We start from the raw sequence: 24,268 nt of genomic DNA on the forward strand, positions 1-24,268 counted from the left end.
CGTCTCGATTCTGCTGGGCACGGGCACGGGCAGCTTTGGGGCGAAGACCGACTTCAGCACTGGCTTCGCTCCAGCCTCAGTCGCGGTGGGCGATTTCAATGGCGATGGCAATCTCGATCTGGCGGTGGCGGACCGTGGGGATTTTGAGAGCGGTACCGATCCCGAGACCGTCTCGATTCTGCTGGGTACGGGCACGGGCAGCTTTGGGGCGAAGACCGACTTCGGCACTGGCTCTCCATTCGAAGTGGCGGTGGGCGATTTCAATGGCGATGGCAATCTCGATCTGGCGGTGGCGAACAATAATAACACCGTCTCGATTCTGCTGGGCGCGGGCGCGGGCAGCTTTGGGGCGAAGACCGACTTCGGCACTGGCATTCAGCCAATCTCAGTGGCGGTGGGCGATTTCAATAGCGATGGCAAGCTCGATCTGGCGGTAGCGAACTATGGTTTCAACGGCGCCACCGTCTCGATTCTGCTGGGCACGGGCACGGGCAGTTTTGGGGCGAGGACCGACTTCGTCACTGGCAGCGGTCCAGCCTCAGTCGCGGTGGGCGATTTCAATGGCGATGGCAAGCTCGATCTGGTGGTGGCGAACCTTAGGAGCAACACCGTCTCGATTCTGCAGAACACCGGACCAATTGGCTTTTCGCTTGGTTTTGATTCGCCGACAGTGACAGCGCAGCAAGGGACAACGATTCGTGTAACAGTAAACATAAACCGCATAGGTGGATTCACCGGCAATGTGACGGTCACTCCACCTGATCCATTAATGCGCATCAAACCAAAGCCGCCTGCTCCGATCGCGACGACAGACACTAGCGTAACATTCAAGTTAAAAATCAAGGGAGGCGCGCCACTCGGCCCGCATCAGGAAACATTCACAGCCCGTGATGATTCGGGCCACACTATTGCTGTGACGCTCACGGTTATCGTTCAATAGCGTGGTGAGGCGAGAGGGATCGCCCGGTAGAGCAGTCTTGGCTTGTAGAATGTGATGCTCATCATAGGGGTTTCGAGGGAATAGGAAGAGTCTCCAGTATATCACTCGGCCATCGGGATATGGGCAGCACCACTAACCTCAACACGCCTCGCGAAAGTCACACAGCGACGCTATTGACCAACGGCAAAGTGTTGGTCGCAGGGGGCCTGTTGGTCGCAGGGGGCCCAAGCGGCAGCATCCTCAACAGCGCGGAGCTTTATGATCCGGCGGCCACAATCGCGATCCCAAGGATCGTCAGCGCTTCGGTCGAGGGCAAGAGGCTCTTTGTCGTTGGCGAGAACTTTGACCCCGGCGCGGTGATACTGCGTAACGGAGTAGAGCAGACGACCAAGAACGATCCACAGAATCCGCAGACCGCATTGATCGGTAAGAGGGCGGGAAAGAAGCTCATGGCCGGCGACACGCTACAGGTGCGAAATCCCAACGGCACACTCTCGCAGGAGTTCACCTTCCCAGATTCGTAGGAATTCCTCCCACGCAACGTAAGGAATTGCCGATGGCCGATTGTCGATTATGGACTGCAGATTCTACTGCGCGCTCCATCAATCTGAAATCGGCAATCGGCAATTCTTACCAGGCTGAGGTCCGGTCGCCAGCTGGACCTCAGCCTTTATTTTGGTTGCGAAACGACGGCGTTTCGAAGCGCGCCGATCTTTTCTATTCTGATTTCTATCCGGTCGCCATCCTTCAAGAACACCGGCGGGTTCATATAAACTCCCACACCCGACGGCGTGCCGGTCGAAATGATATCGCCGGGCCTCAAAGTCAGACCTTGCGATATGAACTCGATCAACTGGGGAACCTTGAAGATCAGATCGTTGGTGTTTGATCGCTGCCTCACTTCCCCGTTAACAGTCAGTTCGATCTCGAGCGTGTGAGGATCGCTGATCTCATCGGTCGTCACCAGCCACGGTCCGCAAGGAGCGAAGGTGTCCAGCCCCTTCGCGCGGACCCACTGGCGCTCGCGCTTCTGAATATCGCGCGCGGTCACATCGTTCATGATCGTGTAGCCGGCAACATAGTCCATCGCGTCATCGGCCCTGACCGAGCGGGCTTCTTTGCCGATGACGACCGCAAGCTCCGCTTCGTAGTCGATCATCTCGCTGATGCGAGGCAGCTTGATGTGATCGCCTGGCCCGATCAGTGCAGTAACACACTTCGAAAACATCAGCGGGAACTCAGGCGGCTTCGCGTTCCCTTCAGCAGCGTGCGCAGCGTAGTTCAAACCAACGGCGAGTATCTTTCCCGGAGCGACTACCGGCGGACCCAGCTTGATCGCCGAAAGTGGGCTCAGCGCGCCCGCCGCCCTCAACTCGACTGCGAGCGCCGGAGAAGAATTGATCTTTGCGGTTAGATTGCTCGCCCATTTCGACCCCCGCCGATAGACGTCTACCGCGTCTCGGTACGCGCCTTCGATGGCGAACGTCGCCGGATCAGTGTCCGGTTCGATCCAGTCACCTTTCAATTCAATGATCCCGCAGAAGGCGGTCACGTCGAGGACTTCTTCGCCCAGCAGTATGCCAGCGCGATTCTGGCCTTCGACAATCATCGACAAGAGCTTCATTGTTTCCTCCGAGCGTTTGATCAGCGGCGATCATATCAGGAATTAGAGCACTGCCCGGCATTGACTCGCTTGCCGAGCCCCATCTCTTACTCTATGCTGTCTTCCTAAAATTCGGCGGAGGTAGGCGTGATAGTTCCGTTCAGCGAGATTCGCAGCTTGATACCTGCGTACATATTCAACGAGTTTGGGCAGCTCACCGGCCACTTCGTTCATTACGATCAGATTGTCTGCGAATCGGGCGGCGGCCGCCTCAAGATATGGTTGAACCAGGACGCGTTCAACGAGCAAGACCCTGACCGGCTGATCTGCGACTACCCCGAAAACGACCTGCGAGGACACGCATCGTAGAGTTCGTAGTACCGCATTCATGCGGAAGTTTGTCGGAGGGTAAGCGAAGACCGGGTGAGTACGAACTTCCGCCTGAAGGCGGGACTACCAACCTCTTTTGAGGAGAGAGATCGATGAAGCTCGAAGAATTCCAGATGGAGCGGATGCAGTCGACCTGGGAAAACCTCGTCCGCTACAACCTCTCGGAGAGCGGCGTTAATCCGGCGGCGATCGGCGACCTGATCCCCGATCCCGCCGAACGCGAAGAGTTGCTCAGCACCGAGCTCGGCTACAGCCAATCGAACGGCACGCCCGAGCTTAGACGGGCGATTGCCGCGATATACCCCGGCGCAGAAGAAGAAAACATCATCGCCACCGTCGGCACGGCGGAAGCGAATTTCCTGCTGGCGTGGATGCTCACCGAACCCGGCGATGAAGTCGTGATGATGATGCCGAATTACATGCAGCTTTGGGGGCTGGTGCGAGCTTTCGGAGCGGAGATCAAACCGCTGCCTCTGATCGAGGAACTTCAATGGGCTCCCGATCTGGACGCGCTCGAACGAGCCGTTTCGCCAAGAACAAAGCTGATTGCTGTTTGTAATCCCAACAATCCGACGGGCGCGATTCTGACCGAGCAGGAAATGGAGCGAATCGTCGAGGCCGCGCGACGCGTTGGCGCGTGGCTGGTCGCCGACGAGGTCTACCGCGGCGCGGAACTTCAGCGAGACGTGACGCCAAGCTTCTGGGGCAAGTATGAAAAAGCAATCATCACCAGCGGGCTCTCGAAGGCTTATGGCTTACCAGGCTTGAGGATCGGTTGGATAGCATCGACGCCCGAGTTAGTGACGCGCGCGTGGTCGTATCATGACTACACGACCATCGGTCCGGGTCCCGCCAGCGACTTCCTAGCGCGAGTAGCGCTCAGGCCCGAGAGTAGAGCCAGGCTGCTTGACCGAACCAGAACTATTCTCAACGCCAACTACCCGATCATTCGCGAGTGGGCCGAGGCGAACGATCTCTCGTTTGTCCCGCCGCAGGCGGGAGCAATTGCTTATTTGCGATACCATCTGGACATCGGCTCGCTGGAGTTTGTCGAGCGGCTGAGACGAGAGAAGAACGTGCTGATCGTGCCTGGCGAGCATTTCCTGATGGGCAAATATTTGCGAATCGGCTTCGGTGGGAACGCGGTCCACCTCCGCGAAGGACTCGAGTTGATCGGCAACTTCATTTCGGAGCTTGAGGAGTGATACGTGATACGTGTTTCGTGATTCGTGATGCGTGATCGGATGAGGTGCTGACGCATTACGGTCACTTGGCCGATCACGCATCACGTTTCACGCATCACGTATCACGTCTCCGCATCACTCTCCTATGAAACTGAACCTCGCGTTCATCGGCTTCGGCAACGTAGCGCGAGCTTTTGCCCGGATCCTCACCGATCGACAGTCGCAAATTACCGCCGACTACGGGCTTCGATGGAACACCACAGCGATAGCGACCGCCAATCACGGCTGTGTAACATCGACCGGCGGCATCGATCTACTGGCAGCCGCCGAGCTTGTTCAGCGAGGCGGCAACCTCTCAGAGCTGCATGGCTCGATCAGCGCTCCTGATCCTCTCGCGGTAATTGAAAACTGCAACGCCGACATCCTGTTCGAGACGACCCCGCTGAATATCGACGACGGCGAACCGGCGGTCGGCCACATTCGAACCGCCCTGGCTCGCGGCATTCACGTAGTCACCGCCAACAAAGGACCTATCGCCTTCGCTTATCGTGAGCTGAAGTCGCTCGCTGCTGAGCGCGGCGTCAGCTTTCGATTTGAAGGCACGGTGATGGACGGAACGCCGGTGTTCAATCTCGTAGAGTATTGCTTGCCCGGCGTGCAAGTGCTCGGCTTCAGCGGCGTGCTCAACAGCACGACCAATCTCATCTTGACCGGTATGGAGTCCGGGCGCTCGTTTGAAGAATCGCTGGTATCGGCAAAACAGCGCGGCATCGCCGAAGCCAACGCCGACTACGACATCGACGGTTGGGACGCGGCGGTGAAAGCGGTTGCTTTGGCAAACGTCCTGATGAACGCCGACTCACGGCCGGCAGATGTCGAACGCGAGGGCATTCGCAACATCACAATTGAGGATGTTCATTCGGCGGCTGCTTCGGGGCTGGCGGTGCGCCTGATCGCGCGTGGCAAGCGAACGACAGACGGCGTGGCGATTACCGTCGCTCCTGAAAGGGTGCCGTTGGGTTCGGCGCTCGGCTCAGTTCGCGGCACATCAAATGTGCTGGTGCTCGAAACGGACTTGATGGGCGAGATTGCAATAGTCGAAAACGATGCGGAGATCGAGCAAACCGCCTACGCGCTCCTGAGCGATATGCTGAGAGTTCACGCCGGCAAATGAACCAAGGTTATTGCCGCGAGTATTCTGGAACCCACAGCAAAGCGCTCGTGAAACGGTTATGGCCTCTTGCCGTTGTAGGACGGCACGATCGGCAGCAAAACACGAGACGGGTGCGCTCGATCGTGATGAATCGTGTTCTTAGCTATGCGAGTCTCGTCATCCGCTCGCAACGGTTTTCCGGTGTTGGGATTCGGATCGAAGCGCGGATCATTCGAACTCGTCACGTGAATCGCGATGCGATGCCCCTTGTTGAACACTATGCTCGTGGACCAAAGGTCAAGCGAGAACTTGTAAACCTCGCCCTTCTTCATGAAGACCTCGCGATCGAATCCATCTCGAAACCGGGCGCGCGCCGCCGAGTCGAGCACCAGCCGCTCGGTGCCGTCCGGATAAACGTCGACCAGCTTCGCCATCCAGTCCGTGTCCGGCGCGTCGCTCTCAGCCCACAGCTCGACCTTGACGCGTCCGGTCACTTCGAGCGGCGCTGTCAAAACAGGTGAGACGAATTTCAAAATGTCTTTTCGCTCGCCGGTGGCGCGCTGGTCCATCGGACCCTTCTTGACGCTCAGATTCGCACCACCGATGGTCGGAACGGGATTCTTGGGATCGTAGCTGTAGGTGTCGGCGCTCTCCTGTTCGACCGGCATCTTCTCGCCGAGCGCTCCGGCTGGCTTAAGAAAATAAGAGGTCGGCTTCGCGGGCACTGGCCACGCTAACGCGGTGCGCCACTCATTGCCGGGAGCTTGCGCGTTCGTTACGTCTCCCATCACATAGTAGCGAACAGGAGGCTCGTCCATGATGCCGTTGTCTTTCCCCTTCAGCCAGTAGTCAAACCAGCGCATTGCCTCTTCCGTGGCACTGATAGCTGAATCGGTGGGGTACTTTACTTCTTCCAACTTGCCGTGGCCCCAGGGTCCCATTATCAGCTTCTGATTCCCCGCTGCGAGCCCGGCGCCTGTCGATTGCAGCCCTACGAAGTTGTCGATGTTGCCTTGTCCGAAGATATCGTACCAGCCGCCGTAGTTGTAAACCGGCACGTGAATCTCGTGCCAGTGCCTGGGCATCTCGGCCAGGTCGAAGAAGCCGTCGTAGACGTTGTGCTTTATCGTCTCCGCTATTACCCACTCCGCGCTTTGCCGCTTCAGCCAGGGGTCGTTCAGCTCTTTTCGATAAACTCCACCCATAAAAGCCGACTGATTGTAGAGGCTCGCGCGCGCGACCATGACGAACGTCGCAACCAGATGCGGCGGGTTCATCATCGAAGCGAGGTTCGCCGCAATGCCCATCGCCGAGGCGCCGTACATCCCAACCTTGCCGCTCGACCACCCTTGTTTGGCGATCCATTCGATGGTGTCGTAACCATCGAGGTGATCATTCATGAAAGGCCGGTACTCGCCCTCGCTCTTGAATCTTCCGCGGCAATCTTGAACTACGAGAGCGAATTGGCGGTTGGTCCAAAGAGAGTTTCCGGTTGCCTGGAGGTCTTTGCCGTAAGGCGTTCGCACCAATACCACCGGCCACGGTCCTTTGCCTTGAGGAAGAAAGATGCTAGTCGCGAGCTTGACGCCGTCACGCATCGGGACCATCTGCTCGAGTGGCTTCGCCGCTTGAACTGCAGGCGGCGATGTAGCAGGCGAAGCTTGCTGGGAGGCGGCAGCTATTAACGAACCCAACAGGAGGACGAGAACAAGCGAAAGAAAGATCGCTAATGGTTGCCGGACAGCCACCGAGAGTCGCGGCGACTCAGGGGCGCGTTGACCCAGCGGCTCGATGGCTCGTGCTACGCAGATAGACAGTTCCTTCTTCTCAACCTGTTTCATTCCTCAATCCTCCGTTTCGCACAGTCGCACACGCGGCGACCGGCAGAGCAAGCAGATGTTTTTCGGGCCCTGGGAGCGCAGGCATCCCTGCCTGCCTGGGCGTGGCGCGAGAAGAGGCAAGGCAGGGATGCCTGCGCTCCCAGGTGATGACATTCGACCTCGTATTAGTTCAGGATGATGGGCGGAGTCTACTAACTTTACGTCTTCAATTCAACCGGGAGACAAAAACATTTCGTCTAGCTTATTACGTGAGGCAACGAATCCCACTTCGTCTAGCTTTTGCGTGAGGCAACAGGCCGCCAATTAGCCGTGTGGCCCAATTTATTCTTTCATCAAGGACAAACACGTCAATTTTCAATTTCCTTTTGTCGAAGGATGCGATAGAACAGCAGTGCAGCAAACCGTCAATCAAACAATCTGTCTGACGTACACTGGAGGCCTTTTGATCGAACGCAGAAGAGCTAAGCGGTTTCAGGTGGATTGGCAAATACGAGTCGAAGGCGCCAATGGCAGGAACAGCTTCGTCGAGGCCGGTGTGCTTCGCAACTTAAGCTCGAGTGGCGCACTCTTGACCCTGGCAAAACGTCTGTCACCGGGCACGAGGCTGGATATATTCATCAGGCTCCCGCTACACGGACGGAAGTGGATGAAGTACCCGGCTCGCGTCGTGCGCATTGACCCCGGCATCGGGTCTGTTACCGCTGCGGTAAAGTTCGACGGCCCGCGACCCGATTTCGGCACGCCGCTCGCTTCAGTCTGATTCTAGGGCGCGAGTCTCTCAATCACCCACTTGCCTTCACCATCGAGCCGGTAACGAATCCTGTCATGGAGACGGCTTGGGCGGCTCTGCCAGAACTCGAACATGAACGGCGCTAAACGGTAGCCCCCCCAGAAGGGCGGCAGCGGGATCATCCCGCCGGCATATTTTCTAGACAACTCTTCCATCTCGCGTTCGAGCACTTCACGGTTGCCAATCACTTGGCTCTGATTAGAGGCCCAGGCGCCTAACTGGCTGTCGATTGGGCGAGTGTGGAAGTACGCTTCGGACTCCGATTGCGACGTCCTGGCGGCCGTCCCAGCGATGCGCACCTGCCGACCAGGCTCTGCCCAGTAGAAGCTCAGCGCGGCAACCGGATTCTCCTCCAGCTCTAGCCCTTTTTGGCTATCGTAGTTCGTGTAGAACACAAAGCCTCGCTCATCGAACTCTTTCAACAAAACCACTCGCGCAGAAGGCACGCCATCCCTGGTCGCAGTCGCCAGCGTCATCGCGTTTGGCAAAATCGGTATGGCGGCTTCGGCTTGCTTGAACCATGCCTCAAATTGCTTGAAAGGATTTGGATCAATCTCAGCTTCGTTGAGGTCGGGAAGCTCATACCGGGCAGGATCAGACATAGATGACCAACTCTCTCAAAGAGCTTGAGCTTGAACTGCGGTTATTGCCACCGCGTCGCGAATGTCTTCCGCCTTGCAGCCGCGCGAGAGGTCGTTTGCCGGGTGGGCCAGCCCCTGCAATATCGGGCCGATGGCTGCCGCTCCTGCCAGACGCTCGACCAATTTGTAGGCGATGTTGCCGGCTTCGAGATTGGGGAAGATCAGGGTATTAGCGCGGCCCGCGACCTGGCTGCCAGGCGCTTTGCTTTGACCAATAGCGTGCACAAGCGCGGCATCGGCTTGCAGCTCGCCGTCGACTAGCAACTCCGGCGCGCGCGCCCGGATAGTGCGGGTCGCCTCGATGACTTTGTCCACCAGCGGATGATTTGCGCTGCCTTTGGTAGAGAAAGAAAGCATCGCGACGCGCGGCTCAACTTGAAGCAGCGCTCGCGCGGAATCGGCTGACGCCATTGCGATCTCCGAGAGCTGAGAAGCAGTAGGATCAACGACAACGCCGCAGTCGGCAAAAATGAATGCGCCCCCCTCTCCCAACTGGCTTCCGGGAACGACCATCAGAAAAAAGCTCGATACAATCTTAAAGCCGGGCTTTGGGCCAATGCACCTGAGCGCCGCGCTGACCGTGTGCCCGGTTGTGTGGGTAGCGCCCGACACGCTGCCATCGGCTCGCCCTTCTCTCACCATCATATTCGCGAAATAGAGCGGGTCGTCCATCTGGCGCAACGCCTCGTCCAGAGTAACGCCCTTGGCTCGACGCGCTTCGTGGTAACGGGCAGCATAGTGCTCGCGCTCGGAAGAGCGTCGATGGTCGAGTATCGAGACACCAGTGAGAGCGGCGCCGAGCTTCGAAGCCTTTTCTCGAATCACATCTTCGCCGCCGATCAGGGTGAGTTGAGCGATGCGGTCTTGCATGCAGAGCGCCGCCGCTCGGATGGTTCGCTCATCCTCGCCTTCGGGCAACACGATGTGTTTTGGAGCGGATGCTGCGCGCGCGCGAATTCGTTCTAGGACTTGCATCGCCGAAACGGCCTCCCGGCTCTTGATTCGGGGTTCAAAGCTTTAGCTAACGACGCAAACGAAAGCTTGAACTCCGAGCACTGAATACGAGAGCAAGATTCTAGCGGATTTTGTGGAAGGCGGCGAGGAAGGCAGGAACTGAAAAGGCTGAGGATGGGCTCGTTGGCTCAATCCTCAGCCTTTGTAAGCAACCACAGCGCCTCGTCGTTGACAGGAGCTAACTACGCGCGTCAAATCTCCCCTTTTCCCGCGCAGCCTCGCGCGAAGTCTCCCCGACTCGCGCGCGACTCGCCCACCAACTCGCCAAGAGGCGCCGTGGTATTCCGCGCAACTCTTGAACTTAGTCGCCCCCGCCAGTGGTTGCTCGCTCGCTGGGCTTGCTCACCTCGCTGAAGAGTATGTCGGTCAGATCGAGACCTTCGCGGCGATCGATGTCTCGCTCCAGCGTCTTGAGCCTGGTCTGGTGCTCTTGAATTCGCGTGGCGATCTTCAGCAGATCAGCCGAGTGCATGTTTTGAAGCTGCGACTCGAGACTGACTAGCTGCGTTTTGATTTCCTCTCTTTGCTGACGTTCGCTCTCGGCCATCAACTGGTTGACCAGAGTCTTCACTTCAGCTCTTACTTGTTCGATGTTTGCGTCGTTCTTGCCGTCGACTACGTTACCTGGTCGCGCGGGCCCATCGCGACGCAACAGGTCGGCGTGAAACGAAAAGCCGTCGCGGCCGACGCTCACGTCAGTGCCAACAACCGCGAGTACCAGCATCGCCATAGCCACCGCGCCAAGCGCCTTGGCCCACACCGGTGTCAGCGAGAACAATTCCTTTAGCAGCCCAAGCATCGACCGCTCGCCTGAAGGCCGTTCCGCAACCACGCGCACGACCGGCAGGTCATCGAGTTGCCACTGCTGAAGCATGCCTCGCACGCGCTCGAACGAATGCAGCTCCTGTTTGCAATCCGCGCATTCGGTGAGGTGTGCTTGGACAAAACGGCTTTCTTCCGGCGTCACCTCATCGTAAAGATACGAGACCAGCGCCTCGTGCATATTACAGTTTGGGGTTTCTTGTTTGTTGCTCATTTTCTTCACCACTAATTTTTGACTTCTTCCACTGGCTTCCGTCACACCGCCTCGCGGAGGTGCTCGAGCCGTTTTCTCAACTCTGACAGCCCGGTGTACATCCTGGTCTTCACGGTTGAGATCGGTATGCCGAGTACCTCGGCGATCTCTGAGAACTTTAGCCCTTCGTATTCCTTCATTATGATAACCAGCCGCATCTCCGACGGTAGGCCTTGCAGCGCTCGCCGGACGTGCCGGGTGACCTGCTCCTGCTGAATGCCGCCGCCGAGGTCCTCGGCCTCTGCCGCAAGCTCGAACCCGCTCAGCTCTCGTTGTTCATCAAGCGAGATCGTGAACTTCGATCGGCTCCTCAACTTTGTGTTGCAGATGTTGAGTGCGATCCTGTAAATCCAGGATGAGAACTTTGCCTCACCACGAAACTTCGACAGATTACGATAAGCCGATAAGAACGTTTCTTGTGTCGCGTCCTTGGCCTCCTCGTCACGGCCCAGCATTCTGAGCGTGAGGCCGTAAATCTGGCGCTCCCAGCGGCGCACCAGTACATTGAAAGCGTCAGGTTCGCCGCCTAGTGTGCGTTCGATTATTTGAGTATCGCTCAGTTCCAAATCGCTCTCACGCCAACTATCCGCAAACTATCCGATGATAGACCCCCCATCCGCTTCAATAGTATAGACTGGTATGCTCGGGAAAAAGTCGGAAAATCATCAATGTCAGGACTTGGCCTCAGGCAGTCGAGGGCGCCTTTGATCCTCGAATCGGGCAGGCAGATCGCTTATGATCAGAGCGAAGCGCAAACGGAAGTCGAAAGGCCACTTGTGTCGATAGACTCGCGTCTCGAGAAATTGGTATCGCAGGTAGAGGGAGCTACCGGCGCGATCCTTTTGGCGGCGGATGGAGAGGCTGTGCTGTGGTATCCGGTCGCCAACAGCGATCGTTTGCGGCTGCGGGCCGCTTACGCTGCCGTCGTGCTGAGGTCCTGCCGGGCGGCTGCCATTCCCGCAAAGCTCCGAGGTTTGAAGTCTCTGGTCATGGAATATGACTGCGCGACGCTGGTGGTGCAGGAGATAGACGGCGACTATTTCGCGTTAGTTGAACTGGGTCCTTCCGCCAATATCGGCCAAGCCTTGTTTCGGCTCGATCGCGCGGTCAATGAGCTTCGCGGTGAGATCGTGCGGTAAAGCTCGCGCTCATAGTCGATCGGTTGTCGGAGGCGATGGACTTAGATGGACTGGGCGATGGGTTGAATTGAAGGCGGCGTTATCGCTGTACGATATCCACATTTATTCTCACAGGCACGTTGATCAAAGTAACCGGCCTGCCCTTGATGGTAGCGGGGCGGAACCTGGATCGCTGCAGCGCCTCGACGGCCGATTCGGTCATGAACGGAACATCCCGGATGACCTCGATGTCGGATATTTTGCCGTCTTCTCCGAATGTTGCGCGCAACCATACCTCGCCCTTCACTTTGTTGGCCTGCGCTTCGGGGGTGATGATAGGTGTCGGCCGATGAAGCCATACGATGGGGGTCCGATCGGGAATCCTGTCAAACAAGTTATATGAGAACGGACCTTTGGGGTCATCAGCGCCATTCGGCGATCCGATTCGATTCTTATCTCCGGCGCCGCCCCGGTTGCCTTTCCCAGAGCCCGGCCCGCTGCCTGAGCCTGCGCCCGGGCCACGATTCCCGCCAAGGCCTCCGCCTTCTCCCGAGCCAGGGGATGGGGCGGCTGCTATGACGCCGGTTGGAACGCCGAGCGCAATGCCCGGAGGCGGTGGAGAGCCATCGGGACCAACGATTGTCGGCGTTACCGGAATGCTTGGTAGCTTCACGCTCGCGGTGTTCGGCTTGATGATCTGAGGGCTCATCGACGTTGTCGGCCGCGGTCCTATGGTTGGCGGCAGCGGATTGTGGTCGCCTCCGCCTCCGTCATCCTTCGCGCCGCGGGGTCCGGGTCGTTGCGTCCGCTCTGCCTTCGGGGGTCCAATCGGAAAGTAGACGTGAATGCCGTCGCCCGCTTCATCGACATGCTTAACGAACATCGTGCGCCAGCCGAGTACTGCGATAAGCACGACAAGAGCTACGTGGACGACAACTGCACATGTAAGTCCGACGTAGATTCGCTGCCGGCGCTTCGCATCTTTCGTGTCGGCAGAAAACAGCTCTCGAATGAAGCCGCCAGGATCGCGAGTTAGTTCACCAACCGCGGCTTGGATTTCTCGAATAAGCCGCGAGCCTAAACTTTCTTGTTCGATTAGTGAGAATGGCGGGTCAGCGTCGAGGTCCCTAACAAACTCGGTTGTCACTACTGAAGGCATCTTGAGGTGAGCGGCTTGCACGGAAGGACATAGCTGATACAAGTGAGGGCCGCGATCGTTCGCGGCCCCTCACGACAAATCGGCGTTACCGGAGATTGAATTCTATAGCGACGGGTTTCCAGAATGACACCGGCTGACCGCTCTTCATCGCCGGCTTGAATCTCAACTGGTAAGCAGCCTGAATAGCCTGTTCATCCAGTCCGTCCGGGAGCCCGCGCTGCACCGTCACCCGCTTGACCTGACCATCGGTACCAATCAGCACCCGCACAAGCACCGTTCCCTGAATTTTGTTCTTGCGCGCCTCTTCAGTGTAGCGAGGCTGCGGGTTGTTCAGCAGTACCGGTCCCTGGTCGACGCTGGTCGCCGGAGCGCCAGATCCGCCGCCGATCCTCGGGCCGCCGCCGCCCATGTTATACCCTTCGCCCGGGCCTACGCCTCGACCGTTGCCGGGACCCATGCCGCCGCCCTTACCATCACCCATTCCACCACCCGACCCGGGACCAGCCGAGGGCGGTCCGGGTACACCGTTCGGTAAGCCGGTTACCGCGAGATCATCGCGCTTGGGCTCAAGGCGTGGGTCAACCTGAATCGTCTCAGGTACAACCAATGATGGAGGCCTCGGAGTCGGCTCGGGTCGCGGCGCGATGAGCGGAGGCGTCAGAGAGAACTTGGGCAACTGACCCTTCGAAGCCGGAGTCGGCGTATTTCTACCGCCGCCGCCTCCTCCTCCCGCCTTCTCCTTGGCCTTGGGCTTCTCGATCTCCACGGCCTTGAAGTCGTCAGGGTTGACCCAGTGGACCGCCAACTCCTCCTGCGGAACGTCCTTCGCTTTCGCGTGAATCGACCACAAGACCAGAATGGCGCCGAAGAACAAAGCGTAGACAACGATGCCGATGGCAAGGCCGAATCGCATTAGCATCTTGCGGCGGTGACCACCAATGCCGTCGCCTTTGAAGGCGCTAACAATATAATCTTTAGGGTTCTTGCGAAACTCACGAATGGTCTCTACAAAGGCCTCAATGAGCCGCCTGAGTATTGACGGCGGATCCACGAAAGCATCTTCGAATAACATGTGCTCTCTCCACAAGCCTGATCCGGTCCACCATATTGGCCGCAACCGGCTCAGAGGCTATAAGAGGGATTGATCCCTCTACACATCCTGTTCCTGCGTGCCGTCTTCAAAAGCGCTTGGTTGAGACGGCTTGTTCTATTGTCGCTTGGCGCTCTCACCGGTGTCAAGACTTCACGCCCAAAAACTCACAGACTCGTACGATCTAACGTCGGTCATCGTTCAATTTGCTTGGTGGCAACAGGGCCTGACTCTCGGCTCCAATCGTAGAATGAATTCAACGGCTGCGGCTTGCAGATTAGTTTGACGACTCGCCGCCAAATCGTTAGTGCTCTGTGCGAGCTACCGCGATGCCCGTGTCGCAGACTTTAAGGTCTGCGCTACTTCGGCAATCGAGCGCTAAAACTCAGCAACAAACCGCAAGACTTTGTCCAGAGAGTTTGATTCAATTCAGAATGCTGGCGCGGCGCGGTGACCGAACTTTCTGAAAGGACCACATTTCAATGCCAACTCACAATCAAAAGACAACCATTGCACTCGAGGACGCGAAAGGTAAGCTCGGCGTGTTGTTAGTAGGGCTGGGTGCGGTCAGCACAACCTTCATCGCCGGCGTCGAAGCAATCAAGCGCGGCTTAGCCGAACCCATCGGCTCGCTGACGCAGATGGGCACTATTAGATTGGGTAAACGCACCGACAATCGCGTGCCCTTGATCCGTGATTTCCTGCCGCTCGCTTCGATCCACGATCTGGCTTTTGGGGCGTGGGATATCTTCGAAGAGGACGCCTACGAAGCAGCGCTACATGCGGGAGTGCTCGAACGCGATCTTGTCAACCAACTCAAGACCGAGCTTCAGGCGGTGAAACCGATGAAAGCGGTCTTTGACCAGCACTACGTCAAGCGGCTCAACGGCAGTCATGTCAAACAAGGCGCTAACAAGATGGAACTCGCTGAACAGTTGATTGAGGACATCCAGGTCTTCAAACGCGTCAATGAATGCGATCGACTGGTGATGGTCTGGTGCGCTTCGACCGAGATCTTCAAGCAGCCGAGTAGTGAGCACGACGACCTCAAATCCTTCGAGCGCGCGATGCGTGAGAACAGCGACGCCATAGCGCCTTCGATGCTCTACGCGTACGCCGCGCTGAAATCAGGAGTGCCTTTCGCCAACGGCGCGCCCAACCTTACGGTCGATGTTCCGGCTTTGACCAGGCTCGCCGTCGATGAGGGGCTCCCGGTGTGCGGCAAAGACTTCAAGACAGGGCAGACTCTGATGAAGACAATAATCGCGCCGGGTTTGAAGTCGCGACTGCTCGGGCTTCACGGCTGGTTCTCGACAAACATTCTCGGCAACCGCGACGGCGAAGTGCTCGACGATCCAGAGTCGTTCAAGACAAAAGAGGAATCCAAGTTGTCGGTGCTCGAATACATCCTCCAGCCGGACGTGTACCCGACGTTGTACAAAGACTTCAGCCACATCGTGCGGATCAACTACTATCCGCCGCGCGGCGACAACAAGGAAGGATGGGACAACATCGACATCTTCGGGTGGCTTGGCTACCCGATGCAGATCAAGATCGACTTTTTGTGCCGCGACTCGATATTGGCCGCGCCGATTGTGTTAGACCTGGCGCTGTTCATGGATCTGGCGAAGCGCGCGGGTATGCGCGGCGTTCAGGAGTGGTTGTCTTTCTACTTCAAGAGCCCGATGACCGCGCCCGGTTTATATCCCGAGCACGACCTGTTCATTCAGTTGATGAAGCTCAAGAACACGCTTCGACATATGAGAGGTGAAGAGCTGATCACCCACCTCGGGCTCGAGTACTACGACTAGCCCCGAGCCCTAAGACAGAGGCCAGCGGCCGCCGTGCAACAATTGCCCGGCGGCCGGCACAGTCCGAATGCGCTACGCGGGCTGGGCGGCCGGCTTGCGATGGGTCACGGCAAGGGCGATGCCTCCAAAGAGCGACCCCATCACCGTGGTAAACCCGATCCACATGATCATCTGCGGCACGACCGCAAGCTGGATGTACTTCGTCCAAAAATCCATGTCCTGCGGAAATTCGGGCGGAATCGCATCGTAGTGCGTGCCCCAACTGCCTCGCATCGCGAAGTACATCAAGATCACCACCGGTATTCTCGCGGCGTATCCATAGGCCAGCAGCACCTTCGCGAGAGCTTTCCAGCCGAGGAATGGAATCAAACCGCCGACTGCAATCAGCACCAATCCGACAAGTATCTTGCCCGGGAATTCTGCTTTCATACCGAAGCCGAGAAAGCCGCCACCGAAGCTTACGGCCAAGCCTAACAGCGCGTAACCAATCACCCGCCCTGCGTTCGGCGGAGTTTCACCCGCTCGCGCAAGCTTCACCGCGAAGTAGGCGCCGAACACCAGCGCGAGCCACGTGATGCCTATGATCGAGCCTGGGCCGCCGGCGTCCCGATTGAACAGAACGTTGGGCCAGTGCTGAAGCTCACCGACAAGCCGCAGCAGAGTGACCGCCAGGGTTATCACGCTTGGAATGAAAATAAGCTGCGCAATACTTATTCGAGAGTTTGAGGTGTCTGCCATGTCTTCTCTCCTTTGCCAGGAAGTTAGTTAGCTTCGTTTCGCTACGCCTCCGCGGCTGCGTTAGCTTGCTTGCCGCGACTGGCAATCGCCACACCCGCTGCGCCGAAAAGCGTGCCGATTATCACGGTGAACGCGATCCAGAAGATCAACTGCGGCAGCACGCCGATCAAGATGAACTTTGGAAACCAGCTTATGTCCTCAGGAAAGCCGGGCGGCGGCCCGTCGTAGTGTGTTCCCCAGCTACCACGAATCGCAAAAAACATGATGATCGTCACAGGAATGCGCGCCGCGAAACCGTATGCAAGCAGCGTTTTGAACAGCGCGGGCCACGCGCGATACTGGAGGGCTGTAGCGATGATGGCAGCTATGCCTACGGCCATTTGCGCGCCGAGTAATCCCGGCTGCGAGACTTTGAACGCGACTACAAAACCGGCGACAATTACGACGATGCCCAGCAATGCAATCAACGCCGCGCGGCCTGCGTTCACCGGACCCTCGCCGGAGTTCGAGAGCTTCACCGCGAAATAGACGCCGAAAATCGGCACCAGCCACACGATTCCTATCAACGCACCTCCACCGCCGGCCGACGGGTTGAACCATACCCTAGACCAGCCCTGCATTTCGCCAATCAATCGCACGACCGTGATTGCCAGAGTTATGACTGCCGGGATTGCGATGAGATGGACAGTGCTCGTGCGTCTGGAAGAACTCATTTTTGCCATTGGTGCCTTCTCCTCCACCCGAGTTTTCGCGGCCTGACCTCAGGCCACTTTCTTTGATACTGCACTCACGAGCCGATGCGCTCGCTCAACACGCCCGCGGCCTCTCGTCCGCCGATGGTTGCAACTGCCGAGGCTGTCAGCGAACCCATCAAAACCGTAAAATCTGCCAGAAGATAACTGAGGAAAAATGCGGCCCCTGTATATCACAACTGAAAGCACGGAACAATTAACTTTGCGCCCTGTCACTTCGCTGTCACACTGCTGGCACGCGGGTTCTCACGGATGCTAAGATTCGGTGTCAAAACCTGGATTCTTCACGCAAAGGTTCGGCGACCAGCACAAACTCATGCGAGCCCACATAGTCACATTCGGCTGCCAAATGAACGAGTACGACACGCACGCCATCCAGTCGGAGCTTGCCGGTATCGGGTATTCTTTCGTTGACAACTTCCAGGAAGCCGATCTCGTGCTCGTCAATACGTGCGCCGTTAGAGGCAAGCCGGTCGAGAAGGTTCAGTCTCTTCTGGGCGAGCTGCGAAAGGAAAAGCGCCGGCGCAAGCAACTGACCATAGGTTTGATGGGCTGTCTCGCTCAGCTTCCCGAGGGCCAGCGAATGGGCCGCAGGTTCGGCGTCGACATAATGCTCGGCCCGGGAGCGATAACCGAGATCGTTCCGGCAATCGAGCGCGGCAAGTTTCAATCATTCGAGTTCAAACGCGAGCTGCAGTTCTACTCACCGCCCCCGCCAACGGGCGAGCTTAGCGCGCACCTCACGATCATGCGCGGCTGCAATCATCGATGCACCTATTGCATAGTGCCGGCAACTCGAGGCCCGGAAGTTTCGCGGCCGGCGGAAGACATCGTCAACGAAGCTCGCGCACTTAAGGAAGCAGGCGTGGTCGAAGTGAGCTTATTGGGACAGAACGTGAACTCCTATGGAATGGTCGCGGGAACCGGGGCCAGACGAGCATTGATTCCCGGATACCCATCCTTTGCCGAGTTGCTGCGAATGGTAGGCCAGGTTGGGATTCCCCGCGTTAGATTCATCACGTCGCATCCGATTAACTTTGACGACGCCATAATCGAAGCCATTGCCGACACGCCGGCGGTAAGCCGGTTCATCCACCTGCCCGTTCAGTCAGGCTCAAACCGCGTACTCAAGCTGATGGCTCGCGAGTATACGCGCGAGTTCTACCTCGACCGGGTGCGCAAGGTGCGTGAGCTTCTGCCTGATGCGACGATATCGACCGACTTCATCGTAGGCTTCCCCGGCGAGACCGAAGAGGACTTCGAGCAGACCCTCTCGCTCTACCGCGAAGTGCGTTATGACATGTCTTACATGTTTATCTACTCGGAGCGCGAAGGCACCCCGGCGGCGATCCACTTCGACGATATGCCGCGCAATGCGAAGGTGGAGCGCCTCACGCGGCTGATCGAGCTTTCAAAGGAAATCTCCCTCGAGCAAAACCACAAATGGATCGGGCGCCAGGTCGAGGTTCTGGTCAAGGGTCCGGCCGCGGAAGAAGGTTTTGTTCAGGGACACACACGCGGCAATCACGTAGCACTGGTCAAGGCAGATCTTGCCCCGGGCATACATCAGGTTCATATCGCGCAGGCGACGCCGAATCGGCTCTATTGCACGACCGAGTCAACCGTCCAGAGCGCGGACCTGAAACGAGCGCAACTGACTTCCACCATTTGTGAGATGAGCTTGCCGTTTAACGTCTGATCTCGACGCCCCGTCTTGTTCGGGTCAAATCGAAGTGATATATTGAGTTGGCTACAGCAAGAGTGAATACTTTTCGATTGGAGGAAGCGATGGCAGAGCATGAAGGATCGTCAGCAGCAGAAAAACTAACGTTCTTACTGATCGGCGGGGGCATAGGAGCGACGTTGGCGTTGTTGTTCGCGCCGAAAACCGGACGCGAATTGCGCGGCGACATCGCCGACTACACCAAGCGCGGCGTAGATGCCGCAGGCGAACAAGCACGCGTGATCGGTGATCGAGCGACCGAACTTTACGGTACCGCAGCCGGCAGGGCCTCCGAAGCCTACGGGACCGCCGCCGGGAAAGTCTCCGAAGCCTATGGCTCCGCCGCCGGGAAAGTCTCCGAGGCCTACGGGACCGCGCGAGAGAAGGTGGTTGCCGGCGCAGAAACGGTTTCGGAAGTTGCCGGACGCCAGAAAGAACAGATCGCAGCGGCGATTGAAGCGGGCAAGCAGGCTTACCGCGAAGAGAAACGCAAGGCTGGTGTTGCCGGCGAGGGCGAGGAAGCCTAAGCGAATCGCACTTGAAAGAAGCGGCGAGTTCGAAGTAACACGAGTGCCCAGCTCCCGAGATGTTCGGGTGCTCTCCCCGCGAGAGCTGGCGAGTGGTTTTTTCAGGCCCGGCCTGGATCGTCAACGCCGTTTATCTGTCGTCTAACCAGACCTTCAGGGGCTTGTCCCCTTGTGTTCAGCAGTGTTCAACAGGGAGGGCTCGTGGACCAGCAAAAGTTTTACATCGTCATGACGGTGGCGGCAGCGGTCATCGTATTGAGCTTCATCGTGCAGGCGGCGATGTTCATGTTTATCTATGGTGCGATCAAGAAGTTGACCGGCATCGCTGCATCGGTCCAGGCTAAGGCCGAGCCCCTAATCGCCAAAGCCGGGCCGGTGATCGATCAGGTCCAGGGGACGATCAGCACGGTTAAAACTTCTGTGGAGCAGATCAGCACTCAAGCGAAAGATGCCTTTGAAAAGGTGACGGTCGAAACACGCGCCGTAGCCGCTGCGGTGTCGGCTTCTTCGCAAGAGATCACCAAGCTCGCGTTGCACCAGGCGGAACAAATCTCCCAGACGATCGATTACACCAACGCCACGCTGCAGCGCCAGGTCTCCGAATTGGACCATTTGCTTTTGCGGACTCAAGATCGCTTTGAGGATACAACAAAAGAGGTGCAGGTAACCGTGCTACAGCCGATGCGCGAACTCTCGGCGATGCTTGTTGGTCTGCGGCGAATTCTCGAAACGCTGTTTGGCCGCCACCGAAAGCCGATCGACCAGGCGTATCAAGACGAGGAGATGTTCATTTAAGGGCTCCTGGAAACGGCTCCAGGCGCCAGTTTCACAGGAGCTAACAACTAACTACTAACAGCACCTGGTTTCCTTTCATTAGGAGCCAGGTGCTTTGCAATTTGCAATTTGCGATTTGTGATTTGTGATTTGTGGATCGCCGACGGACGATCGAGTCACAAATCGAAAATAGAAAATGGAAAATGGAAAATGAGGAGAGCATGGCAACCGAGGCGCCTTTCGATCTAAAAGCAACAGTGAACCTGCCGAAGACCGGCTTCGCGCAGAAGGCGAATCTCACCCAGCGCGAGCCTGAACGACTCAAGCGCTGGCAGCAAATGGACCTCTATCATGAGATTTGCCGCGCTCGCGCCGGCCGTCCCGTGTTTCTGCTGCACGATGGTCCGCCCTACGCCAACGCCGATATTCACATTGGCACGGCGATGAACAAAATCTTAAAGGACTTCATCGTCAAGTCGCACTCGATGATGGGCTACGACGCGCCCTACGTGCCCGGCTACGATTGTCACGGCTTGCCGATTGAGCTGTACGTCGATAAGAAGCTCGGCGCGAAGAAATCTCAGATGAGTCCGGTGTCGATTCGAAAAGCATGCCGCGAGCACGCCGCCCAGGCCCTGAAGCGGCAGACGCGCGATTTCCAACGCCTGGGCGTGTTCGGCGAGTGGGACGATCCTTACCTCACGATGTCCAATGCGTATGAAGCGCAGACCGCTCGGTTGTTCGGGCGATTCGTCGGGCGAGGCTACGTTTACAAGGGAGCGCGTCCCGTCCACTGGTGCATCTACGATCAGACCGCGCTGGCCGAAGCTGAGGTTGAGTACAAGGAACACACCAGCCCATCGATCTACGTCAAGTTTCCGCTGCCAGAAAATCAGGTGCGTGAGCTTGCCTTTAAGGTCAAAGACCTAGCCTCACATGCGAGCGTTCTCCAAAATGTTGTCCGAAAGCCTGTTTTTGTTCTGATCTGGACGACAACACCGTGGACGCTTCCGGCCAACCTTGGCATCGCGGTGAATCCGAACTTCGATTACGCGGCGGTCGACGTGGGCGATGAGATCTACATCGTCGCAAAAGATCTGGTCGAAGCTGTCGCCGAAAAATGCGGACTCGCGCCGGCGAGAATCGTCGCAAGCTTCCCCGGTTCGGCGCTCGAAGGACTGCGTGCCGGTCACGCATGGATCGATAGGCCGTCGCTGTTGATGCTCGGCGAGCACGTGACGCTCGGCGGCGAATCCGACGCCGAATCCGAAATCGACGTCGAGCACTCCCAAAAGAAAGGCAGCGGCAAAGCGGGGACAGGATGCGTCCACACAGCTCCAGGTCACGGCCACGACGACTTCGTTATGGGTCAGAAGTACCGCGAGCAACTCGCTCCCGTGTACGATCAGCTTCGCGAGGCCGGAGTGCTGCCCGGGCAGATGGAGGGCGCCGAGGTTTATTGCCCGGTCGACAACGCCGGGCGCTTCACTGTTGAGGTTGAAGGTTTTGCAGGCCAATCGGTGTTCGAAGCCAACAGCCAGATCGTGGATTACTTGCGTTCGAGCGGCGCGTTGCTGTTCACCGAAGAATACCCGCATCGCTATCCGCACTGCTGGCGCTGCCACAATCCGGTTATTTTTCGCGCGACCCCGCAGTGGTTCATATCGATGGAGCGCTCGGCCGAAGACGGTCACGGCTTGCGAGCGGGCGCGCTACGCGAAGTCGAACGCGTTAACTGGATTCCGGCGTGGGGCCGAGATCGGATGCGCAACATGTTCAAGAACCGGCCCGATTGGTGCGTTTCCCGCCAGCGCGTGTGGGGCGTACCGATTCCGGCGTTCTACTGCGGGGGCTGCGGACATACGATCGCAGATGAAAGAGTCATCGATCACGTCTCGTCGATCTTCGAGAAAGAGACGGCCGATGCGTGGTACGCGCGCGAAGCGGAATACCTGTTGCCGGATGGCTTTGCCTGTCCGAACTGCGGAGGCTCGGCCTTCACCAAGGAGACGGACATCCTTGACGTGTGGTTCGACTCGGGCTCGTCTTCGATAGCGGTGCTCGAAGCAGAACGGCATCTACCGTGGCCCGCGGACGTCTACATTGAAGGGCCCGATCAGTACCGCGGCTGGTTCAATTCATCGCTAATGGTTGGGCTCGCCGCTCACGACCAGGCTCCGTACAAGACGGTGATCACTCATGGCTGGACGGTAGACGGCGAAGGCAAAGCCATGCACAAATCCGCAGGCAACGCGATCCCGGCGGACGAAGTCGTCACCCAGCAAGGCGCCGAAATTCTGCGGCTGTGGGTTGCGTCGTCGGACTATCAAGAGGATGTGCGCGTCTCGCCTGAGATCCTGAATCGGATGGTTGACGCTTATCGCAAGCTTCGAAACACCGCCCGATATGCGCTTGGAAATATCTCGGACTTCGATCCGGAGGGCGACCAGATAGCCGAGAGCGATATGTGGGATGTCGACCGCTGGGCACTCGCGGTCACGCGCGAAGTCACGCGGAAGGTGGTCGATTCGTACAAGCGCTTCGACTACACGACTGTGTATCATGCGCTTTACAACTTCGCGACGGTGACGCTTTCAAATGTGTACATCGACATCTTGAAAGATCGCTTGTACACGTTCGCGCCCAAGTCGGTTGGCCGCCGAAGCGCGCAGACGGCGCTGTACCGGATCGTAGATTCGTTGACGCGTCTGCTCGCTCCGATTCTGTGCTTCACAGCGGACGAGATTTGGGAGGCACTGCCTGGCGCGCGCGAAGCGTCCGTACACTTGGCGGAGTTTCCGGATGGATCGGCGCACGAAGGCGACGAGGAATTACTAAGAGAATGGGAGCTAGGAGGAGGCGGATTGTTGTACGTTCGATGGTTGGTGCAGCAAGAACTTGAGAGAATGCGTGGTCTTAAGGTTATAGGCGCCTCGCTCGATGCTAAAGTAACAATTGAGACTCAAGCTGATCAGCATAGGCTGCTGAAGAAATACGAGAAAGACTTGCCCTCGATCTTTATCGTATCTGCTGTCTCGCTAAAAGAAGATGAGGCGCCTGCAATTGGAGTTAGGGTCGAGCACGCAGAAGGCCAGAAGTGCGAGCGTTGCTGGAACTGGTCCGAAACAGTCGGCAAAGATGCACGCGTTCCAGCGGTCGATGCCCGTTGCATTCGTCAGTTGGAGGAGGGATGGGGATTATGACAACCTCAAGTCTTAATCGACTAATCGAAGAAGTGAAGACGCTAACGCCGGATGAGCAGCGAAGTCTGCGCGACATGGTCGATGAGTTGCTCGTGAAAAGTGCGCCAACGATGACTGAAGAGGAATTCGAGCAGCATCTCCTGAAGAAAGGCGTCATCAGCCGAATTCCTCCTCGCATACGGGATGCGAGCTTCTACGCGAACCGAAAGCTGATAGAGGTAGAAGGCAAACCTGTATCCGAGATCATCATCGAGGAGCGGCGGTAGGTGGCTGCGTACTTCTTTGACAGTAGCGCAATTGTAAAACGCTACTTGATTGAAGCCGGAAGCGGCTGGGTCACCAGCATTGCCGACCTTGCTGCCGGCAACGAGATTTATCTCGCCCGTGTTACGTTGGTAGAAGTGATCTCGGCCATAACGCGCAAGACTCGCAGTTCGGGGCTTTCGGCGGGCGGGGCGGGCAAAGCGATTTCTGACTTTCGGGATGATTTCGCAAATGAGTATTCGGTAATCGAACTGACCCCAAGCCTCATTGAATGGGCAGCGGAATTGGCTGAAACGCATGCATTGCGCGCTTATGATGCAGTTCAGTTGTCGGCCGCGTTGCAAATCGATGCCGAGATGAAGGCAGCAGGAGCGTCTCCGATTACTCTGGCCTCTGCCGATGGTCCTCTGAACACTGCCGCGATCGCTGAAGGGCTTGCGGTAGACGACCCGAACACTCATCCTTAGACGCAGGAGCA

Annotated in this window: 24 protein-coding genes; 14 read left to right on the plus strand and 10 right to left on the minus strand. The window is 57.6% G+C overall.

What is annotated here, in order from left to right:
- Both AABO57_14945 and AABO57_14950 read left to right on the plus strand, forming a co-directional pair.
- A partial coding sequence (locus AABO57_14945) for a VCBS repeat-containing protein (protein ID MEK6287034.1) occupies positions 1-940 on the plus strand: 940 nt, incomplete at its 5' end.
- Positions 941-1,059: 119 nt separating this feature from the next.
- Positions 1,060-1,464, plus strand: a complete 405-nt coding sequence (locus AABO57_14950) for a kelch repeat-containing protein (GenBank protein MEK6287035.1) — start codon at positions 1,060-1,062, stop codon at positions 1,462-1,464.
- A gap of 146 nt (positions 1,465-1,610) precedes the next feature.
- Here the strand turns inward: AABO57_14950 and AABO57_14955 are convergent, their stop codons facing one another.
- Positions 1,611-2,564: a fumarylacetoacetate hydrolase family protein gene (locus AABO57_14955; GenBank protein ID MEK6287036.1), complete on the minus strand. Its 954-nt coding sequence runs from the start codon at positions 2,562-2,564 to the stop codon at positions 1,611-1,613.
- A gap of 126 nt (positions 2,565-2,690) precedes the next feature.
- Between AABO57_14955 and AABO57_14960 the strand changes: the two genes are divergently transcribed.
- From AABO57_14960 to AABO57_14970, 3 genes are all read left to right on the plus strand, one after another.
- Positions 2,691-2,912, plus strand: a complete 222-nt coding sequence (locus AABO57_14960; GenBank protein MEK6287037.1) for a hypothetical protein — start codon at positions 2,691-2,693, stop codon at positions 2,910-2,912.
- A gap of 113 nt (positions 2,913-3,025) precedes the next feature.
- The gene (locus tag AABO57_14965; protein MEK6287038.1) at positions 3,026-4,138 is read left to right on the plus strand and encodes an aminotransferase class I/II-fold pyridoxal phosphate-dependent enzyme; all 1,113 of its coding nucleotides are present in this window, start codon (positions 3,026-3,028) and stop codon (positions 4,136-4,138) included.
- Positions 4,139-4,262: 124 nt separating this feature from the next.
- Complete coding sequence (locus AABO57_14970; protein ID MEK6287039.1) at positions 4,263-5,291, plus strand: homoserine dehydrogenase; 1,029 nt, start codon at positions 4,263-4,265, stop codon at positions 5,289-5,291.
- Between the two features lie 56 nt (positions 5,292-5,347).
- On the opposite strand, the gene AABO57_14975 is transcribed toward AABO57_14970, so the two are convergent.
- Positions 5,348-7,111, minus strand: coding sequence for a CocE/NonD family hydrolase (locus AABO57_14975; protein MEK6287040.1), 1,764 nt, complete (start codon positions 7,109-7,111; stop codon positions 5,348-5,350).
- 442 nt (positions 7,112-7,553) lie between these two features.
- Here AABO57_14975 and AABO57_14980 point away from each other — a divergent pair, with 442 nt between their 5' ends.
- The gene (locus AABO57_14980) at positions 7,554-7,871 is read left to right on the plus strand and encodes a PilZ domain-containing protein (protein ID MEK6287041.1); all 318 of its coding nucleotides are present in this window, start codon (positions 7,554-7,556) and stop codon (positions 7,869-7,871) included.
- A gap of 2 nt (positions 7,872-7,873) precedes the next feature.
- Here AABO57_14980 and pdxH read toward each other — a convergent pair whose 3' ends face one another.
- The 4 genes from pdxH to AABO57_15000 form a co-directional block, all read right to left on the minus strand.
- Complete coding sequence (gene pdxH, locus AABO57_14985) at positions 7,874-8,503, minus strand: pyridoxamine 5'-phosphate oxidase (GenBank protein ID MEK6287042.1); 630 nt, start codon at positions 8,501-8,503, stop codon at positions 7,874-7,876.
- Positions 8,504-8,518: 15 nt separating this feature from the next.
- A complete protein-coding gene (gene pta / locus AABO57_14990; GenBank protein MEK6287043.1) occupies positions 8,519-9,517 on the minus strand; it encodes a phosphate acetyltransferase in 999 nt (332 codons plus the stop codon).
- Positions 9,518-9,857: 340 nt separating this feature from the next.
- A complete protein-coding gene (locus tag AABO57_14995) occupies positions 9,858-10,592 on the minus strand; it encodes a zf-HC2 domain-containing protein (protein MEK6287044.1) in 735 nt (244 codons plus the stop codon).
- A 41-nt stretch (positions 10,593-10,633) separates the two neighbouring features.
- Positions 10,634-11,197, minus strand: a complete 564-nt coding sequence (locus AABO57_15000; protein MEK6287045.1) for a sigma-70 family RNA polymerase sigma factor — start codon at positions 11,195-11,197, stop codon at positions 10,634-10,636.
- 102 nt (positions 11,198-11,299) lie between these two features.
- Between AABO57_15000 and AABO57_15005 the strand changes: the two genes are divergently transcribed.
- Positions 11,300-11,770 (plus strand): hypothetical protein, encoded by a 471-nt coding sequence (locus AABO57_15005; protein MEK6287046.1) that lies wholly within the window; start codon positions 11,300-11,302, stop codon positions 11,768-11,770.
- Between the two features lie 79 nt (positions 11,771-11,849).
- Here the strand turns inward: AABO57_15005 and AABO57_15010 are convergent, their stop codons facing one another.
- A complete protein-coding gene (locus tag AABO57_15010) occupies positions 11,850-12,908 on the minus strand; it encodes an energy transducer TonB (GenBank protein ID MEK6287047.1) in 1,059 nt (352 codons plus the stop codon).
- Between the two features lie 85 nt (positions 12,909-12,993).
- Positions 12,994-13,980 (minus strand): energy transducer TonB, encoded by a 987-nt coding sequence (locus tag AABO57_15015; GenBank protein MEK6287048.1) that lies wholly within the window; start codon positions 13,978-13,980, stop codon positions 12,994-12,996.
- Between the two features lie 500 nt (positions 13,981-14,480).
- On the opposite strand from AABO57_15015, the gene AABO57_15020 reads away from it, so the two are divergent.
- Positions 14,481-15,809: an inositol-3-phosphate synthase gene (locus AABO57_15020; GenBank protein ID MEK6287049.1), complete on the plus strand. Its 1,329-nt coding sequence runs from the start codon at positions 14,481-14,483 to the stop codon at positions 15,807-15,809.
- Between the two features lie 72 nt (positions 15,810-15,881).
- On the opposite strand, the gene AABO57_15025 is transcribed toward AABO57_15020, so the two are convergent.
- Both AABO57_15025 and AABO57_15030 read right to left on the minus strand, forming a co-directional pair.
- Positions 15,882-16,547, minus strand: a complete 666-nt coding sequence (locus tag AABO57_15025) for a hypothetical protein (protein MEK6287050.1) — start codon at positions 16,545-16,547, stop codon at positions 15,882-15,884.
- Positions 16,548-16,588: 41 nt separating this feature from the next.
- Entirely contained in the window at positions 16,589-17,269 is a 681-nt protein-coding gene (locus tag AABO57_15030; protein MEK6287051.1) for a hypothetical protein, read from the minus strand.
- Positions 17,270-17,615: 346 nt separating this feature from the next.
- Between AABO57_15030 and miaB the strand changes: the two genes are divergently transcribed.
- From miaB to AABO57_15060, 6 genes are all read left to right on the plus strand, one after another.
- The gene (gene miaB, locus AABO57_15035) at positions 17,616-18,998 is read left to right on the plus strand and encodes a tRNA (N6-isopentenyl adenosine(37)-C2)-methylthiotransferase MiaB (GenBank protein ID MEK6287052.1); all 1,383 of its coding nucleotides are present in this window, start codon (positions 17,616-17,618) and stop codon (positions 18,996-18,998) included.
- Positions 18,999-19,087: 89 nt separating this feature from the next.
- A complete protein-coding gene (locus tag AABO57_15040) occupies positions 19,088-19,549 on the plus strand; it encodes a YtxH domain-containing protein (protein MEK6287053.1) in 462 nt (153 codons plus the stop codon).
- 201 nt (positions 19,550-19,750) lie between these two features.
- The gene (locus AABO57_15045) at positions 19,751-20,344 is read left to right on the plus strand and encodes a hypothetical protein (protein ID MEK6287054.1); all 594 of its coding nucleotides are present in this window, start codon (positions 19,751-19,753) and stop codon (positions 20,342-20,344) included.
- A 200-nt stretch (positions 20,345-20,544) separates the two neighbouring features.
- Entirely contained in the window at positions 20,545-23,526 is a 2,982-nt protein-coding gene (gene ileS / locus AABO57_15050) for an isoleucine--tRNA ligase (protein ID MEK6287055.1), read from the plus strand.
- On the plus strand, positions 23,523-23,792 hold the full coding sequence (locus tag AABO57_15055; protein ID MEK6287056.1) for a hypothetical protein: 270 nt from the start codon (positions 23,523-23,525) through the stop codon (positions 23,790-23,792). Before ileS ends, AABO57_15055 begins: the two co-directional genes overlap by 4 nt.
- The gene (locus tag AABO57_15060) at positions 23,793-24,257 is read left to right on the plus strand and encodes a type II toxin-antitoxin system VapC family toxin (protein ID MEK6287057.1); all 465 of its coding nucleotides are present in this window, start codon (positions 23,793-23,795) and stop codon (positions 24,255-24,257) included.
- The last annotated feature ends 11 nt before the right edge of the window (positions 24,258-24,268 follow it).

The sequence above is a fragment of the Acidobacteriota bacterium genome (genome assembly GCA_038040445.1).
In the GTDB taxonomy this organism is placed as follows: Bacteria; Acidobacteriota; Blastocatellia; order UBA7656; family UBA7656; genus Onstottus_A; species Onstottus_A frigus.